This window comes from Lysinibacillus sp. DFXJR4 (assembly GCF_057196045.1).
The window spans coordinates 298707-314178 of the sequence record NZ_JBXUNW010000002.1; the positions used below are offsets into that span (position 1 = coordinate 298707).

The window sequence follows — 15472 nt, forward strand, 5'->3', positions numbered from 1 at the left end:
CTTCTATAGTGGAATTGTGGAGGGATTTTATTATGCAAAAAAAGGAAGGTGTCTTATGGGTGATGATTTAGTAAGAGACGTTTATGAACGTTTAGGTGCTATTGGTGAAAAATTAGATGGCATTAACCATATTCGTGATACAGCGAACCGTGCAGAAGACAAAGCTGATGAAGCTTTAGCAAGCACAAAAAGCGCACACCATCGATTAAATAAAATCGATAAAATTGTTTGGTGGGCATCTACAACAATTATTGGGGCTGTCATTTTAGCATTATTAGCACTTGTTATTAAAACAAATTAGGAGGAAAAATCACAATGAAAATTAATTGGAAAGTACGTTTACAACACAAACAATTTTGGGTGTCATTAATTGCATTATTACTAGTGCTCGCTAATCAAACAGCGGGCATTTTTAATGTCGATATTACGATTTACAATGCTCAAATTACAGCCATTTCAGAGACTGTATTAAGCATTTTAGGCTTGCTTGGTATTATTATCGACCCAACCACAAAAGGAGCTTCAGACAGTGAACAAGCCATGAATTATGACAAGCCAAAAGGTGATAAACAATGACTAGCGTAACAACAACATGTCGAGATCTTGCCGAGCTATTTCCAGCTGCACAAACTGCCTGTCGATTGCTATTTCAGGAATGTTACAAGGCTGGCATTAAAAATATTTTTATCACCGAAACATATCGCTCACAGGAACGCCAAAAATACCTTTATGTTCAGGGGCGCACTAGACCTGGGCAAATTGTTACCTGGACATTGGACAGCAATCACAAATCACGCCTAGCTTGGGATATTGCTGTTGGTCCTCCTCATTCTTTATATGATGTAACAACACTTACTCGAGTAGGTGCTATTGCACGAAAGCTTGGTATTACATGGGGTGGTGATTGGGTTGGTAGCATTGACCGTCCTCATTTTGAGGTTAAAGCGTATTGGAAGATGCCAGCGGGCTATAAATTAGGACAAGTAATTGTTCCAAGCAATAGTAAAATGCAAGTTCAATTAATCGTAGAGGATAAAAAGGAGGAAACAAAAGTGACTCAAACATGGAACCCTGGTTCACCAGCTATGAAAACTGAAACCGAGAATTTTATTGCACAGGCGGTTAAAGATGGAATTATTCAGGAATCTCATTTGAAGGATTTACAGAATGGTACCATGACAACTGATCGTTTAATGGGCTTGTATATTACGATTCAACAGCGTAGAAGTAAATAAGTGATAGTGAGACCAAGAAGCTTAAAGTTGCTGTCTTGGTCTCTTCCCTAATCTTTATACGAAGTTAATCTCAGATAATAGCCATCAGGGTCAATAATGCGAAAATCTTTCATTCCCCATGATTGTAACACAAGACTTGATTCAACTGGATAATGTTTATCTAGAACACGTTGATATGTTTGTTCGATATTATCTAGTAGTATCACTACTTCAACACCTTTTCCCTTAGGTCTTAAACCGCCTTTTTTAAAATAATGATTTTCATTAAGAACGTTATCAGATGTTAATAATAAAGCAAAATTCTTAATTTTAATAATTGCACTAACTTCGGTCTTATTATGAAATTTAATACCTATTATTTCCTCATAAAAACTAATAGACTTTTGTAAATCTTTAACGAATAATTCTAATCGAAATTCCATCAATATTCTCCTTTTGTATTATTATGTATAGTTTATATGGAGTTAAAAACCAAGTACATAAAAAAGACTTGCTTAAATGTCCTATGACAAATTTATTTAGTAACGCAAAGCTCAGGTACTCAATTAATTTGAGACTTGGCTTTTTTTTACAATTGCGGATTAACTACTAATATATTAAAAAAATATTGAATTTTTTTCCTTTAGTGGTATTATTATGTTAACTCGAGGGTAAGTGAATTGCCATGGCTCATTATAAAATATGAAAAGAGGATAAAAATGAAAAAAATTGTTATATTACTTGCAACAATATTAATCACTGTAACAACTTATTTTTCAACTAATAGTTTTGCAGAAAATCTAAATGTAAGTAATTCAGAAGTAAATACGCCAGAATGGTTGTTGTCAGTACCTGGGAGAATTGATCCTAATAACCCCGATTTAGAAAATTTACCACCCTCTCAAGTAACATTTTTTGATGATCAAGATTTTAATACGAGGGATACTAAGCCTATTGTAGGAGGGGCAGGACATACTTATTTAAATAAAGATGGTTTGTATTGGGATGGAACTAGTGCCACAACACTTGATGAAGTTGCGGCTAGTTATTCAGTTCATGGGGTATTATACAGACAAGATAAAGGGTCAACTAAACTAGTGGAATTAGATACTGACTCTGAAATTGCTTATTTTTCTAAAGGGATGGTTGTTTCTCAAACTACTGGTAAAACTGGGGTAGTTGGGTCTACAATGATTGCTGAAGGTATTCATTATGTTAATTTGGGATTAGTAAATGATACTAAGGTAACAACTGAGAAAAAAGAAGTAAAATAAAATTTTATTCAACCGCAAAGTGTAATTCTTTGTGGTTGTTTTGTGATTAAATAAAAAAATTGCAATGCTAGGGGATTTGAAATGGGAAAGGAAATAAAGACAATAATATATATTTGTTCAATACTAATTGTCATGTTGTTGTTAATAATAATACTTATGAAAGACACAGATGAGGATAGAGTAGATTCATCAAAAAAAGAAACTATTGAGAAAATTGTAGAGAGAAGGCGAGTTGAGCTTGATTTTGAAAAACAATTTGTAATTGATAGAAATAAGTTAGCTTTTAAAACAGATAGTACGGGAGAAATACAAGCATCTTATTTACTTACTCACAGCACTCAGAAAGACGAAAAAATAATAATTTATTCCTTTTTAGAAAATGATAACACTCCTATAATTATTAACATTAATGGTAAAAAGGCTCGGTATCACGAAATTGATGTTCCGAAAAACGGGGAGAAAAAAATTGATTTAACTTTAACTGGATTACCAGCGGGGGAGCATATTATTTATTTATTTGGCGAAAAGTATCTTGATAAAGATATCGAAGAAGAGTTAGAAATAAAGCAAACACAAGAAGTATTATCACATAATTATTTTTCTCTAGAGGTTTTGAATAGTGATGTTAAACCTTCGATAGTTGATTTGAATTATAAAGAAGTTGATAAAGTAGGAATTTCAAAAGAAGTGGGAAGGCTGACTTTAAAATTATATGAAGATTTAAATCTAACAACTGAAGTTAATTCTATTGAGAAAAAAAACTACTTTTTATCTATTAATAATTCGAGTGATTATAAACTAGAATCGCATTTGAAATTAATTGCTGACTATAAAGCAGAGGAGCTAAATAAAATAATCGTACCAGAGAATTCTGAAGTTATCTTACCTGTCGATCTTAATGAAATTACAGATGTTGAAAGTATTAGGTTTATATTAGTAGGGAAACCAACAGAGGATATTAATGTCCTACTGCCAGCTAGAATAATTCAAAAATCAAAACGTTTTTTAGTTAAATAATGCTTAGCATTAACTAATCGTTTATAGATTCGCTTCATTGAGATGATAAATCAAGTATATAATATAAATTGGGGAATAACTCTTTGTAGCCATAAAAAATATATAAAAACCAGGTACTCAATTAACATGAACTGCGCCCCAATTGTTAGACATACCAACTAACAATTGGGGGTGCAGTTTTTTTATCTAAATTTACTTTTGGATGGTTAGCTTATATTAAACAATTCAATAAAAAATAACGTGTTAAAAAAGGTACATTTACTGGCATGGCAGCACAAGCAGCTGTGGAAAAAATAAAGGCAGCTAAACTTGCGCAATTTGCTAAAATAATTTCTACATAAGTATTATTGTTCAGTTTTTGTATAGATTGTTGTGTTATCTTATCCAATGTAAAGTTTTCATATCTTTACTTAAACCTAACTTCAAACAAATGACCAGGACTAACATTAGATGAGTGCCTGGTCTTTGTGTATTTATTCACCTTGTAATTTGTCAATTATTTTCACGAAAAAAGCCACTCATTTTGAGTGACTTTATTTAGGCTCAGCCTTAAGTATTACACTTTCATCTTTAGTACTTCCACGATAACCATACATTATGTCATTAAAAGTATATACGTTATTTTTATCTAACATTTTGCTATCCCATGTCATACCTAAATTCTCCATTATAGAAAATTGTTGCACTAACCCTAAAGTATCGTCCACACTTGCTATGATTGCTTTATATGTTGTTTGCAATTCTTCATTATATGTTAAGAAAGCATTCGTTTTGGCTACACCGTAAACAGCAGTAACTTTATCAGTATTATTGACTTCGACAACAACTGTAATTGCATCCATTGTATTTATGTGATATTTACCATCAACTAATTTTCTATCTTGCAATTCGATAAACGAATTTCCCTTATATTTGTTAATATTGCCCTTGAATTTCTTTTCAAATTCATCAACTGTAAAAGTGAATTCTTTTTCTTTTTTGTCTTGACAACTCACCATAACAATAATTAACAAAACAAACATCAAAATAAGACCAAGACAGCCAAACCCACAACCCTTTTTTACTTTATCATCCATTTATACTTCACTCCTTTACATTTATACTAAATGTTTACAAGTTTAAAAGTACATAATAAAAAATAGATACCTTTATTAGTTATCTGCGTAGTGATTAAAACATCTCAGACATGCTATTAAAAAGTACCCTGTTCAATAAAGATTATAAGATCATAATAAAAATGGTCTTATAAATAAAATCTTAAAAGTATTGATTTCAAAAGGTTTGTGTTATTATAGTTCACGTATCTAAATTAAGTACATTAGAAATGAAAAAGTTAGAAACACAGTGTAATGTGATATTGAAAGGATGATATATAATATGAGCTACGAGCTTCCGAAAACCGTATCTCTATATACTCTAGGTTGTAAAGTAAACCATTATGAAACAGAAGCTATTTGGCAGCTGTTTAAGGAACAAGGCTATGAGCGTACTGAATTTGATCACCAAGCAGACGTTTATGTCATAAATACATGTACCGTAACAAATACTGGAGATAAAAAATCACGTCAGGTAATTCGTCGAGCTATTCGTCAAAATCCTGATGCTGTCATTTGTGTTACAGGTTGCTACGCTCAAACGTCTCCAGCAGAAATAATGGCGATTCCTGGTGTAGATATTGTTGTAGGAACACAGGATCGTACAAAGTTACTTGGCTATATCGATCAATATCGTACTGAACGACAACCAATTAATGCTGTACGCAACATTATGAAAAATCGTGTCTATGAGGAATTAGATGTACCTGCATTTACAGACCGTACACGTGCTTCTTTAAAAATTCAAGAGGGCTGTAATAACTTCTGTACTTTTTGTATTATTCCATGGGCTCGTGGGTTAATGCGTTCCCGAGATCCTAAGGAAGTATTGCACCAAGCACAACAATTAGTGGACGCAGGCTATCTTGAAATTGTACTAACAGGCATTCATACAGGTGGCTATGGACAAGACTTAAAAGATTATAACTTAGCGCAGTTATTACGTGATGTAGAAGCGAATGTGAAAGGCTTAAAACGCTTACGTATTTCTTCAATTGAGGCTAGTCAATTAACAGACGAAGTCATTGAAGTTTTACGTGAGTCAAATATTGTTGTTAATCACTTACACATTCCAATCCAATCAGGCTCAGACACAGTTTTAAAACGCATGCGTCGTAAATATACAATGGAATTCTTTGGTGAGCGCTTAACAAAATTACATGAGGCATTGCCAGACTTAGCTGTTACATCTGACGTCATTGTAGGTTTCCCAGGTGAGACGGAAGAAGAATTTATGGAAACGTATAACTTTATCCGGGATCATAAATTTTCTGAGCTGCATGTATTTCCATTCTCTCCTCGTACAGGAACACCAGCTGCACGTATGGAGGATCAAATTGATGAGGAAATTAAAAACGAACGTGTTCACCGCTTAATTGCATTAAATGACCAATTGGCGAAGGAATATGCCTCTCGCTTTGAAGATCAAGTTTTGGAGGTTATTCCAGAAGAGTTTGTTCATGATGGTAGTGAGGAAGAAGGACTATTAACAGGTTATACAGATAATTACTTAAAAGTAGTCTTTGAAGGCCCTGAGAGTCTAATTGGACAGCTTGTGAAGGTGAAAATTACACAAGCAGGATACCCTCATTCTAAAGGACAATTTGTGCGTGTGTTAGAAGCAGTTAAATAAATAAAAGGATTGCCTTTTTTTGATAGGGCAATCCTTTTTGTTTTGTGAAGGGGAAAAAGCACAGAGCGAGAATCGGAACAAGCTGATCAAAAAAGATATAAAGCAGAGCGAGAATTACAGTAAGCTGATCGAAAAGCGAATGAAGCAGAGCGAAAATGAGAGCAGGCTGATCAAAAAAGTATGAAGCAGAGCGGAAATGGGAGCTAGCTGATCAAAAAGAAATGAAGCGGAGCGGAAATGGGAGCAAGCTGATCGAAAAGGGAATGAAGCAGAGCGGAAATGAGAGCAGGCTGATCAAAAAAGTATGAAGTAGAGCAGAAATCGGAGCAAGCTGATCGAAAAGGGAATGAAGCAGAGCGGAAATGGGAGACAGCTGATCAAAAAGAAATGAAGCGGAGCGAAAATCGGAACAAGCTGATCAAAAAAGGTATAAAGCAGAGCGAGAATTACAGTAAGTTGATCGAAAAGCGAATGAAGCAAAGCGGAGATGAGAGCAGGCTGATCAAAAAAGTATGAAGCAGAGCAGAAATCGGAACAAGCTGATCAAAAAAGGTATAAAGCAGAGCGGAAATGGGAGCTAGCTGATCAAAAAGAAATGAAGCGGAGCAAAAATGAGAGCAAGCTGATCGAAAAGAAATGAAGCGGAGCAAAAATGAGAGCAAGCTGATCGAAAAGGGAATGAAGCAGAGCGGAAATGAGAGCAAGCTGATCAAAAAGAAATGAAGCGTAGCGAAAATCGAAACAAGCTGATCAAAAAAGTATGAAGCAGAGCAGAAATGGGAGCAAGCTGATCAAAAAGAAATGAAGCAGAGCGAAAATGAGAGCAAACTGATCAAAAAAGGAATTAAGCAGAGCGGAAATGAGAGCAGGCAGATCAAAAAAGGAATTAAGCAGAGCGAAAATCGGAACAGGCTGATCAAAAATGGAATAAAGCAGAGCCAATTGATCAAAAGAAGCAGAGTTAAAGTAAGAATCTCTATTTAGAATGAATGTAAGCAAGTCTAACCATTGATTAAATAAAAGAAATTAGACGTTATCGTTAAAAAATGATATGATTCCAAGAGGTACGTACAACTTGGAATGCGAAGGAGAGTTTTAAAATGGGACAAAATTTTGCACGTATGATTGATCATACTTTATTAAAGGCTGAGGCTACGCAAGAACAAATTGAAAAACTTTGTGCTGAGGCAAAACAATTTAGCTTTGCTTCAGTATGTGTAAATCCGACATGGGTTAAGTACAGCAGTGAATTATTACAAGGATCTGACGTTTTAGTATGTACAGTTATTGGTTTCCCGCTGGGTGCTAGTACATCAGCGGTCAAAGCATTTGAGGTAAAAGATGCAATTGCGAATGGTGCAAAAGAAGTGGATATGGTCATTAATATCGGTGCGTTAAAGGATAAAAAATATGATGTAGTACAAGCTGATATTGCAGCAGTGGTGGAAGCGGCAAAGGGTAGTGCACTTGTGAAGGTTATTATTGAAGCATGCTTACTAACAGAGGAAGAGAAAGTGAAGGCATGTGAATTATCAGTAGCAGCAGGTGCAGATTATGTGAAAACGTCAACAGGTTTTTCTACTGGTGGCGCAACAGCAGAGGATATTGCTTTAATGCGTAAAACAGTAGGTCCAGAGCTAGGTGTAAAAGCTTCTGGTGGTGTAAGAAGCTTAGAGGATATGAAAAAGATGATTGAGGCAGGGGCTACTCGTATTGGAGCAAGCTCGGGTGTAGCAATTATGAATGGCTTAATTTCAGATTCTAATTATTAATACTAATGAAAATCCTTATATAGTCAGGGATACGGGGCTGTTCTTTAAACTAGCCCTGCTTGCATTTATTTTGCCCTTCCAATAGGGTTGAGAATTTTTTTTCCTTATTCTATAATAGAAGTACTATTTCATTAAAGGGTGAACTTTTTGTTAATTGTAGAATTCTAATCTGAATCAACGTAATAGCTTAATTTTGTCGAATAAATCGCCCATCTTGGGTGTTATTTGTTGTGCAAAAAAAGCAAGATTAGAATTAGTTAGCTTTGTATAAACATTTAACGCGACTAATTTTAGTCGCGTTTTTCTATTCGTTGATTTAGACAATTTTAATCTTTATTTCTTATTAAAATTGAGAGGACGAATCTACAATGCAAAAACAATTACAACAAATTACAGCTGACATGCAGCTTGAAGAACACTATCACACATTAGAGAAAGCTTTGCTTGCTTTATATTTCCATAATAATTGTACAACTAAATCTTTAGCTTATATGACAGACTTACCGATACCTATCGTTTCAGCAATGAAAAATGAATTTGCTAAAAAGGGCTGGGGGAAACACAGCTTAACGAAAAAGGGCCAGCTAGCCATTTCGCAATATTTTCAACTTTCAGGTGCCGATACGGATCTCTACCTTCAATTAACGACAGATGATGCATTTCGAATAGAATGGATTACACAAAATACAAGTGAATTAAGCTATATTTATGATGCTAGACCTACAGCTGATGTGGCAATTGATCAAGCCAAATGTACAGTTGAGACAGCATTAAAACGGGCATTGCTTGCATTAGATTATTCGATGCTATTCAATAAGCGTATTTTGTGTTTAGGTGATGACGATTTCATCAGTATTGCTCTAGCGTTTTTACTTAAGAAAATTGCTCCACATTCTACAACTAAAATTGTTGTGTTAGATATTGATAGGCGGGTTTTGAGCATAATTAGCAAAATAGCTAAAGATTATGAGCTTCCGATTAGAACAGATTATTATAATGTTCAGGAGCCCTTGCCAAATCGATATGCCCATCAGTTTGATTGTGTATACACAGATACACCATATACTTTAATTGGCGCCCAGCTTTTTTTATCACGTGCAATTAATGCTCTAAAACCAGAAGCAATGCGGCATGTGTTTTTTTCCTACGCGAAACGTAGTTACCGGAAGCAGTGGCAATTGCAGCAAGGCTTACATGCCATGGGCTTTGTGATTAACAGTATTCAATATGATATTAATACCTATGAAGGTGCGCAGATATTAGGGGCTACAAGTCAATTATTTGTATTACAAACAACAGAGCAAATGAATCCCAATATCCCTAATCACCGTAAATTTACAAGACCAATTTATACAGGTGACATTGAGCCGAAATCTGTTGTTTATCAGTGTATGCATTGTCAACATGCACTTACAGTTGGTACTGGCAATCAATATGTTACAATTAATCAGCTTCAATCCAGTGGTTGTCCGAGTTGCAAAAATAAAAAGTTTTCACAAATTAAGAGAACAGTAAAGAAAAAACAATCCCAACATGCATTAGGCCATCATATTTTATTAGAATTGCATGAGTGTGACGGTGCATTACTGAATGACATTCAACAAATTAAAAAGATTATGTGTCAAGCCGCCCTAATAGCAAAAGCAACGATTGTGACTGAACATTTCCATCATTTTTCACCTTATGGGGTTAGTGGTGTAGTTATTATTCAAGAATCACATTTAACGATTCATACTTGGCCAGAATACGGATATGCGGCAATAGATGTTTTTACTTGTAGCAGTAAATTATCTCTACAAGAGGCTGTTCAATATATTACTGAGCAATTTAATGCTGGAAATGTCACGCAGTACTACCAGTATCGGGGCAAATAGATGGGCTGTCCTAGAAGTCATCCTTAAAATGAAACAGGGGGCGTTTCTGACAGCTCCTTAAATAGCTCCATTGTTAAAAAGTGCTAACATTTGTTAAGGGAATAAATAATATTAATTAAGCCTAATGAAAAAAATTTTTATAGCAAGGATTACAGGGCTGTTCGTTATGAACTAGCCCTTTCTTTTTTAAATAATCATTCCATTTATTTGGCATAGGGGTTCAAGAAAACTACTTGCATTTATCTTTGACTATAGTTAGAATGTTAAATAGTTAGATAATCTAATTAAAAGGTGATGAAATGACAAAATCTAAAAAAATGTTTACGCATGAAGATGATTTGCCAGTATTAGGTTTAGATCCATATATTGAGCTGATTCAAGCATCTTCTTCAAGTAATTTAGATCAAGAACAAGCAAAATTAGGATTAATGTTGTTATGGTTAAGTGACTACGTTTTAGATGCAATGGATATTGAACTGGCTCCTTTTGGAATTACGGAAAGTAAATTAGATCTACTATTATTGTTGACACTGCATGATGTGAGAAGAGCGACTCCATCTGCAATAGCTGAACGTTTGGGGATTACGAGGGCATCAGCAACTTCAATGATTGATTGGTTAGAAAAGAGAAATCTTGTTATACGCAATCATAGCAAAGAAGATCGCAGAAAAATTTATGTGAGTTTAACAGATGAAGGCCGTGCTTTCGTGGCTAACATTTTGCCAACTTATTGGTCTTCGTGTGCTTCTAGTATGGTCGATTTGGAGCCCGAAGAACGAAAGGTATTTGAAAAGTTGGTGAATAAACTATTAAAATCTATGCAGAGAAAACTAAAGGTGGAACGTTAAACTGTAGCTAGGTTGATACAGTTTAATTTTTAAACATATAATTAGATTGTCTAACTATAAGCTATTCAAATTAAAAAGGGGATTTATTTTATGAATAAAGCAAGTATAGAAAACCAAGCAAATTATTCTCTGATGACCTTTATTTTATCTTGGACAGGGATGGTAGTTATGTCTAGTTTGTATTTGACAATACCGCTTCTCAGTCTATTCAGTGAATATTTTGATATTTCGTTGTCTAAGGCAGGCCTCAGTTCAAGTGTTTTTTCACTTGGATTTGCTATAGGATGCTTTTTCTATGGAGCAATATCAGAAAAATATGGACGAAAAAATGTAATTGTTACGGGTCTTTTTTCATTAAGCTGTATAACGTTGCTATTAGGTTTGACTAATGATTATTCTGTCATTTTATTACTAAGAGGATTACAGGGACTTGCAGCGGCTACATTTTCACCAGTGGCACTTGCTTATACGCTTGAAGTATTTCCAAACGATAAAAAAGTGGGAGCAGTAGGTTTTATAAGCACAGGTTTTCTCTTAGCCGGTATTGTGGGTCAGGTATTTAGTGGGTATGTGAGTGAACATACTTCTTGGCATGTCACTTTTTATGTTCTGTCATTAGTTTATCTTGCTACTGCCTTGCTAGTGTTTTGGTTATTACCAAAAGGTGGAGCTGTTAATAAAGCAAAGAATATATGGGAGCCAATGAAAAGGATAGGTATTATTTTTACCAATGGAAATTTGATATTTAGTTATTTGATTGCTTTCGTTCTATTATTGTCCTTTGTAAGTATGTATATTATTTTGGGGGAGTACCTTACAAGTAAATCTTTTGGAATGAGTAGTCAAAAGTTGATTTATATTCGATCTATTGGTGTATTTGGAATGATCCTGTCCCCTATTGCGGGGAAATTATCAAAGCGTTTGAATGTCCTGTCAGTACTAAAAGGAGCATTGACTCTTTCTATTATCTCCTTATTAATGATGGGCTTTATCTCTAACATCGTTGGTTTATCCTTAATTAGTATTCTATTTGTTAGTGGAATTGCACTTGCGGTACCTTCATTAGTGTCTCTTGTGGGTCAATTAGGTTGGAACATGGGAGGGATTGCAGTATCTATGTATACTGTCATTTTATTTGCTGGAACAAGTATTGCGCCTATGATATCTGTTTATTTTATGAAAACTGGTAGCTTTACATTTGCATTTATCCTTCTTGCTACAACACTTTGCATTGGATTAATTTCTGCTATGATGATTAGAATCGAAAGAAAATAGCATGTACGTTAGCTCCACTTTGGCTACATGGATTAATAAGTCCGTTTGTCCAATGAGGAGTTTTCTTGCCCATTTGCATTGAACGACTAATTTCCCTTCGACTTTTATTCAGAATAAAAATTTTTTCTACCTCATATACTCCACTGATGTAATTGAATACAGAAGGGAGGAAGCAATGTTTACGCAATATAAGTATTGGAAGCCTTATATTAGCCCATTTGATCCATGTCCGCCTATTAGAGTGAAAAGCTTTGCCACACCCCCACAATTGTATATGGGATTTCAACCACCTGGATTACCTCAATTTCAATCGCCAAGAGAAGCTCTTATGGCTGGAACATTATGGCCGCAATTATTCAGTCCCTATCCAAATCCTGAAAAAGGAGGGGTAAAAAATGAATAAAGAGATGCCGCCCGAATTTTATACATTACTTGAAGAAATTCAAGCCATTGATTTTGTCATTGTGGAGTTAAATCTTTATTTAGATACCCATCCTCATGATTATGATGCCATTCAACAATTTAATGAAAAAACTGAAATCAGTATGAAGCTAAAAAGAGATTTTGAAAAGAAGTTTGGTCCCCTTATGAATTTTGGAAGAAGCTATTCTAATTATCCGTTTAATTGGATTGATACACCGTGGCCATGGCAAGTCTAACATGAGTGATTAGGAGGAATTTATTTTTGTGGTATTATGAAAAGAAACTCCAATATCCTGTCAGAGTGAGTACATGTAACCCCATGCTGGCAAAATTTTTAATTGAGCAGTATGGAGGTGCAGATGGTGAATTAGCAGCTGCCCTTCGTTATATGAACCAGCGCTACACAATTCCAGATAAAGTGGTAGGGTTATTAACGGATATAGCGACAGAGGAATTTTCACATTTAGAAATGATTGCCACGATGATTTACAAGCTAACAAAAGATGCGACACCAGAGATGCTAAAGGAAGCTGGATTAGGCGACCATTATGTGAATCATGACAAAGCCCTATTTTATCAGAATGCCGCTGGGGCACCGTTTACGGCAACCTATATCCAGGCGAAAGGCGACCCAATTGCTGACCTTTATGAGGATATTGCGGCTGAAGAAAAAGCTCGTGCCACATACCAGTGGATTATTGATTTATCGGATGACACGGATTTAAATGATAGTCTGAAATTTTTACGGGAACGGGAAATTGTTCATTCTCAACGCTTTAGAGAAGCTGTAGAAATTCTTAAGGACGATAAGGATCGAAAAAAAGTCTTTTAATAAATACTTAGTGGCTGTTTCAAAAGATAGGTTCCTTTTGTCACAGCCTATTGCTCATTATTCTATATTTGAAAATAAAGTTAGATCCTTTCGATGACCAATCATTACTAGGATGTCTTTATCTTCAATTATTTGCTCAGGTGAGGGTGAAATGGTTATATTGCCATCTCGAACAATGGCGATGACACTGACATTATATTTGGCACGGATATCTAAATCTCGAAGATTTTGCCCTGCCATTTTCGATGGAATCATCATTTCCTCAATACTGTACTCTTTTGATAGCTCAATATAATTCAGCATATTTGGGGAGAGGAGTTGATTGGCTACTCGTTCACCCATATCTCTCTCAGGATAAATAATCCAATCTGCCCCAACCTTATCTAATACTTGACCGTGTCTTTTACCAAGTGCTTTTGCTATTATCTTTTTTATTCCAAGCTCCTTTAATAAAGAGACGGTTAGAATGCTAGACTGCATATCAATACCTATTGCGACAATCACACAATCAAAATTTGTGATTCCTATTGAGGTAAGCGCCTTTACTTCGGTTGTATCCGCAATGACAGCATGTGTTACATAGGACTCTGCATCTTCAACTCGTTCCTCGTTAATATCGATCCCTAAGACTTCGTGTCCAGCTTCGTTTAATCGGCGGGCTACGCTTACCCCAAATCTGCCTAGACCAATAACAGCATATTGTTTGATAGTCATTTTACGCGATGCTCCTTTATTATTGCTATCCAATCATAATATTTCCCTTAGGATGGTGGTAAGACTCCTGTTGGCGACGTCTAGTAATGGCAAAAGCAATCGTTAATGGACCTAATCTACCTGCAAACATTGTCAATATGATCAGTATACGCCCTCCAACGGATAGCTCAGGCGTAAGCCCCATCGAAAGTCCAGTTGTGCCAAATGCAGAAGTAGCCTCAAAAAAATACATCATAAATGGATGCCGATGTTCGATGATGCTCAAAATAATAGTCACAGACACAACAATAAGCATGCCACACATGGTGACCGTTAAAGCTTTTAGAATTGTTTCATGCACCATTCTGCGACTGAATAACACAACATCTGTTTTCCCTTTTAATTGAGACCACATCGTAGCCGTTAAAACCGCGAACGTTGTGATTTTGATTCCTCCAGCAGTGGAACCAGAGCCTCCTCCAATAAACATGAGCCAAATCATTAAAAAGAGCGTTGAGTGCGTTAAATCACCGATAGGGAGAGTATTTGAGCCAGCAGTTCTGGGCGTCACAGCCTGATAGATTGAACCTAGAATTTTCCCCCAATCTGACAATGGTCCAAGGGTTTTACTATTTCCGTATTCAAATAAAAAAATAAGAATTGTTGAACCTATTGTTAAAATAAATGTTGTTGATAATACAATTTTTGAATGAACAGAAAGGCGTTTGGTATTTCGGTATTCAAACAGTTCGTTCAGCACTATAAACCCTAAACCTCCAATTGTAATAAGAGCACATATTGTTAATACAACGAAAGGGTCATCTACATAGCCTGTTAAGCTCTGAAAGTCTCCCATAATATCAAAGCCAGCGTTATTGAAATTTGATATGGCATGAAAAAAACCAAAGTAAACAGCTTTACCTACTGGCATATCAAATGAAAAGCGAATGGATAAAATAATACCACCTATTATTTCAATACATGCTGTAAATAGCAGAATTCTCCTCACGAATTTTACTAGCCCAGCCATTGTTAGATTATTAAAAGCCTCTTTTAATAAAAGCCTTTCTTTTAAAGATATTTTTTTTCCCACTAGCAAAAATAATAAAGTGGCAAAGGTCATAAAGCCCAGTCCGCCAATTTGAATTAGAAATAAAATAACTAATTGACCGAACAGTGAAAAGGTGTCACCGGTATCTACAACTATCAATCCTGTTACACAGGTAGCGGATGTGGCTGTAAATAAAGCGTCAATCAGCGCCAGTCCTATGCCATCTTTCGTTGCTATGGGTAGTGTCAACAAAAAAGATCCAAACAAAATAATAATGGCAAAGCCAATCACGAGAATTTTTGGAGGATTTAATTTATTTTTAAGGAATTTCATTTCATAATGTTCTCCTCAACTGTATGGTATTTATCTATTTATAATGTTGTCCAAAAATAACTGTAAAATTCTTAAGGGAATTGAACCAAAAATTCGCCTAAATTATTCGTACACTTTCTATTGACCATTATTAGACAAT

General features: G+C 35.2%; 17 protein-coding genes. 13 read left to right on the forward strand and 4 right to left on the reverse strand.

Annotation, left to right across the window (positions count from 1 at the left end; translation table 11 throughout):
* Window positions 1–55 precede the first annotated feature (55 nt).
* The 3 genes from AC2CGN_RS09520 to AC2CGN_RS09530 are packed head-to-tail and all read left to right on the forward strand — an operon-like array spanning window position 56 to window position 1235.
* The gene (locus AC2CGN_RS09520; RefSeq protein WP_286927371.1) at window positions 56–301 is read left to right on the forward strand and encodes a hemolysin XhlA family protein; all 246 of its coding nucleotides are present in this window, start codon (window positions 56–58) and stop codon (window positions 299–301) included.
* 14 nt (window positions 302–315) lie between these two features.
* Window positions 316–576: a phage holin gene (locus tag AC2CGN_RS09525; RefSeq protein WP_484513544.1), complete on the forward strand. Its 261-nt coding sequence runs from the start codon at window positions 316–318 to the stop codon at window positions 574–576.
* Window positions 573–1235: a M15 family metallopeptidase gene (locus AC2CGN_RS09530; RefSeq protein WP_484513546.1), complete on the forward strand. Its 663-nt coding sequence runs from the start codon at window positions 573–575 to the stop codon at window positions 1233–1235. The genes AC2CGN_RS09525 and AC2CGN_RS09530 overlap by 4 nt, the downstream gene beginning before the upstream one ends.
* 47 nt (window positions 1236–1282) lie before the next feature.
* Here the strand turns inward: AC2CGN_RS09530 and AC2CGN_RS09535 are convergent, their stop codons facing one another.
* Window positions 1283–1657, reverse strand: coding sequence for a VOC family protein (locus AC2CGN_RS09535; protein WP_484513548.1), 375 nt, complete (start codon window positions 1655–1657; stop codon window positions 1283–1285).
* A gap of 276 nt (window positions 1658–1933) precedes the next feature.
* Here AC2CGN_RS09535 and AC2CGN_RS09540 point away from each other — a divergent pair, with 276 nt between their 5' ends.
* Both AC2CGN_RS09540 and AC2CGN_RS09545 read left to right on the forward strand, forming a co-directional pair.
* The gene (locus AC2CGN_RS09540) at window positions 1934–2488 is read left to right on the forward strand and encodes a hypothetical protein (RefSeq protein WP_484513550.1); all 555 of its coding nucleotides are present in this window, start codon (window positions 1934–1936) and stop codon (window positions 2486–2488) included.
* An 81-nt stretch (window positions 2489–2569) separates the two neighbouring features.
* Window positions 2570–3505, forward strand: coding sequence for a hypothetical protein (locus tag AC2CGN_RS09545; protein WP_484513552.1), 936 nt, complete (start codon window positions 2570–2572; stop codon window positions 3503–3505).
* A 533-nt stretch (window positions 3506–4038) separates the two neighbouring features.
* On the opposite strand, the gene AC2CGN_RS09550 is transcribed toward AC2CGN_RS09545, so the two are convergent.
* Window positions 4039–4581, reverse strand: coding sequence for a hypothetical protein (locus tag AC2CGN_RS09550; protein ID WP_484513554.1), 543 nt, complete (start codon window positions 4579–4581; stop codon window positions 4039–4041).
* A gap of 301 nt (window positions 4582–4882) precedes the next feature.
* Here AC2CGN_RS09550 and mtaB point away from each other — a divergent pair, with 301 nt between their 5' ends.
* The 8 genes from mtaB (at window position 4883) to AC2CGN_RS09590 (ending at window position 13256) form a co-directional block, all read left to right on the forward strand.
* Window positions 4883–6232, forward strand: coding sequence for a tRNA (N(6)-L-threonylcarbamoyladenosine(37)-C(2))-methylthiotransferase MtaB (gene mtaB / locus AC2CGN_RS09555; protein ID WP_484513556.1), 1350 nt, complete (start codon window positions 4883–4885; stop codon window positions 6230–6232).
* A 1100-nt stretch (window positions 6233–7332) separates the two neighbouring features.
* On the forward strand, window positions 7333–8004 hold the full coding sequence (gene deoC, locus AC2CGN_RS09560; protein ID WP_286927363.1) for a deoxyribose-phosphate aldolase: 672 nt from the start codon (window positions 7333–7335) through the stop codon (window positions 8002–8004).
* 368 nt (window positions 8005–8372) lie between these two features.
* Window positions 8373–9878 carry an adenosylmethionine decarboxylase gene (gene speD / locus AC2CGN_RS09565; protein ID WP_484513558.1) on the forward strand — a complete coding sequence of 502 codons (1506 nt, stop codon included), beginning with the start codon at window positions 8373–8375 and terminating at the stop codon, window positions 9876–9878.
* A 299-nt stretch (window positions 9879–10177) separates the two neighbouring features.
* Window positions 10178–10726: a MarR family winged helix-turn-helix transcriptional regulator gene (locus tag AC2CGN_RS09570; RefSeq protein ID WP_484513560.1), complete on the forward strand. Its 549-nt coding sequence runs from the start codon at window positions 10178–10180 to the stop codon at window positions 10724–10726.
* A gap of 90 nt (window positions 10727–10816) precedes the next feature.
* The gene (locus AC2CGN_RS09575; protein WP_429985701.1) at window positions 10817–12001 is read left to right on the forward strand and encodes an MFS transporter; all 1185 of its coding nucleotides are present in this window, start codon (window positions 10817–10819) and stop codon (window positions 11999–12001) included.
* 175 nt (window positions 12002–12176) lie between these two features.
* On the forward strand, window positions 12177–12404 hold the full coding sequence (locus tag AC2CGN_RS09580; protein ID WP_283868757.1) for a spore coat associated protein CotJA: 228 nt from the start codon (window positions 12177–12179) through the stop codon (window positions 12402–12404).
* Window positions 12397–12660, forward strand: coding sequence for a spore coat protein CotJB (locus AC2CGN_RS09585; protein ID WP_283868756.1), 264 nt, complete (start codon window positions 12397–12399; stop codon window positions 12658–12660). Before AC2CGN_RS09580 ends, AC2CGN_RS09585 begins: the two co-directional genes overlap by 8 nt.
* Window positions 12661–12686: 26 nt before the next feature.
* Complete coding sequence (locus AC2CGN_RS09590) at window positions 12687–13256, forward strand: manganese catalase family protein (RefSeq protein WP_286927358.1); 570 nt, start codon at window positions 12687–12689, stop codon at window positions 13254–13256.
* Between the two features lie 57 nt (window positions 13257–13313).
* Here the strand turns inward: AC2CGN_RS09590 and AC2CGN_RS09595 are convergent, their stop codons facing one another.
* Together AC2CGN_RS09595 and AC2CGN_RS09600 are read right to left on the reverse strand one after the other, a co-directional pair.
* Window positions 13314–13970, reverse strand: coding sequence for a potassium channel family protein (locus AC2CGN_RS09595; RefSeq protein ID WP_286927356.1), 657 nt, complete (start codon window positions 13968–13970; stop codon window positions 13314–13316).
* Window positions 13971–13995: 25 nt separating this feature from the next.
* Window positions 13996–15333, reverse strand: coding sequence for a TrkH family potassium uptake protein (locus AC2CGN_RS09600; protein WP_286927353.1), 1338 nt, complete (start codon window positions 15331–15333; stop codon window positions 13996–13998).
* Between the last annotated feature and the right edge of the window lie 139 nt (window positions 15334–15472).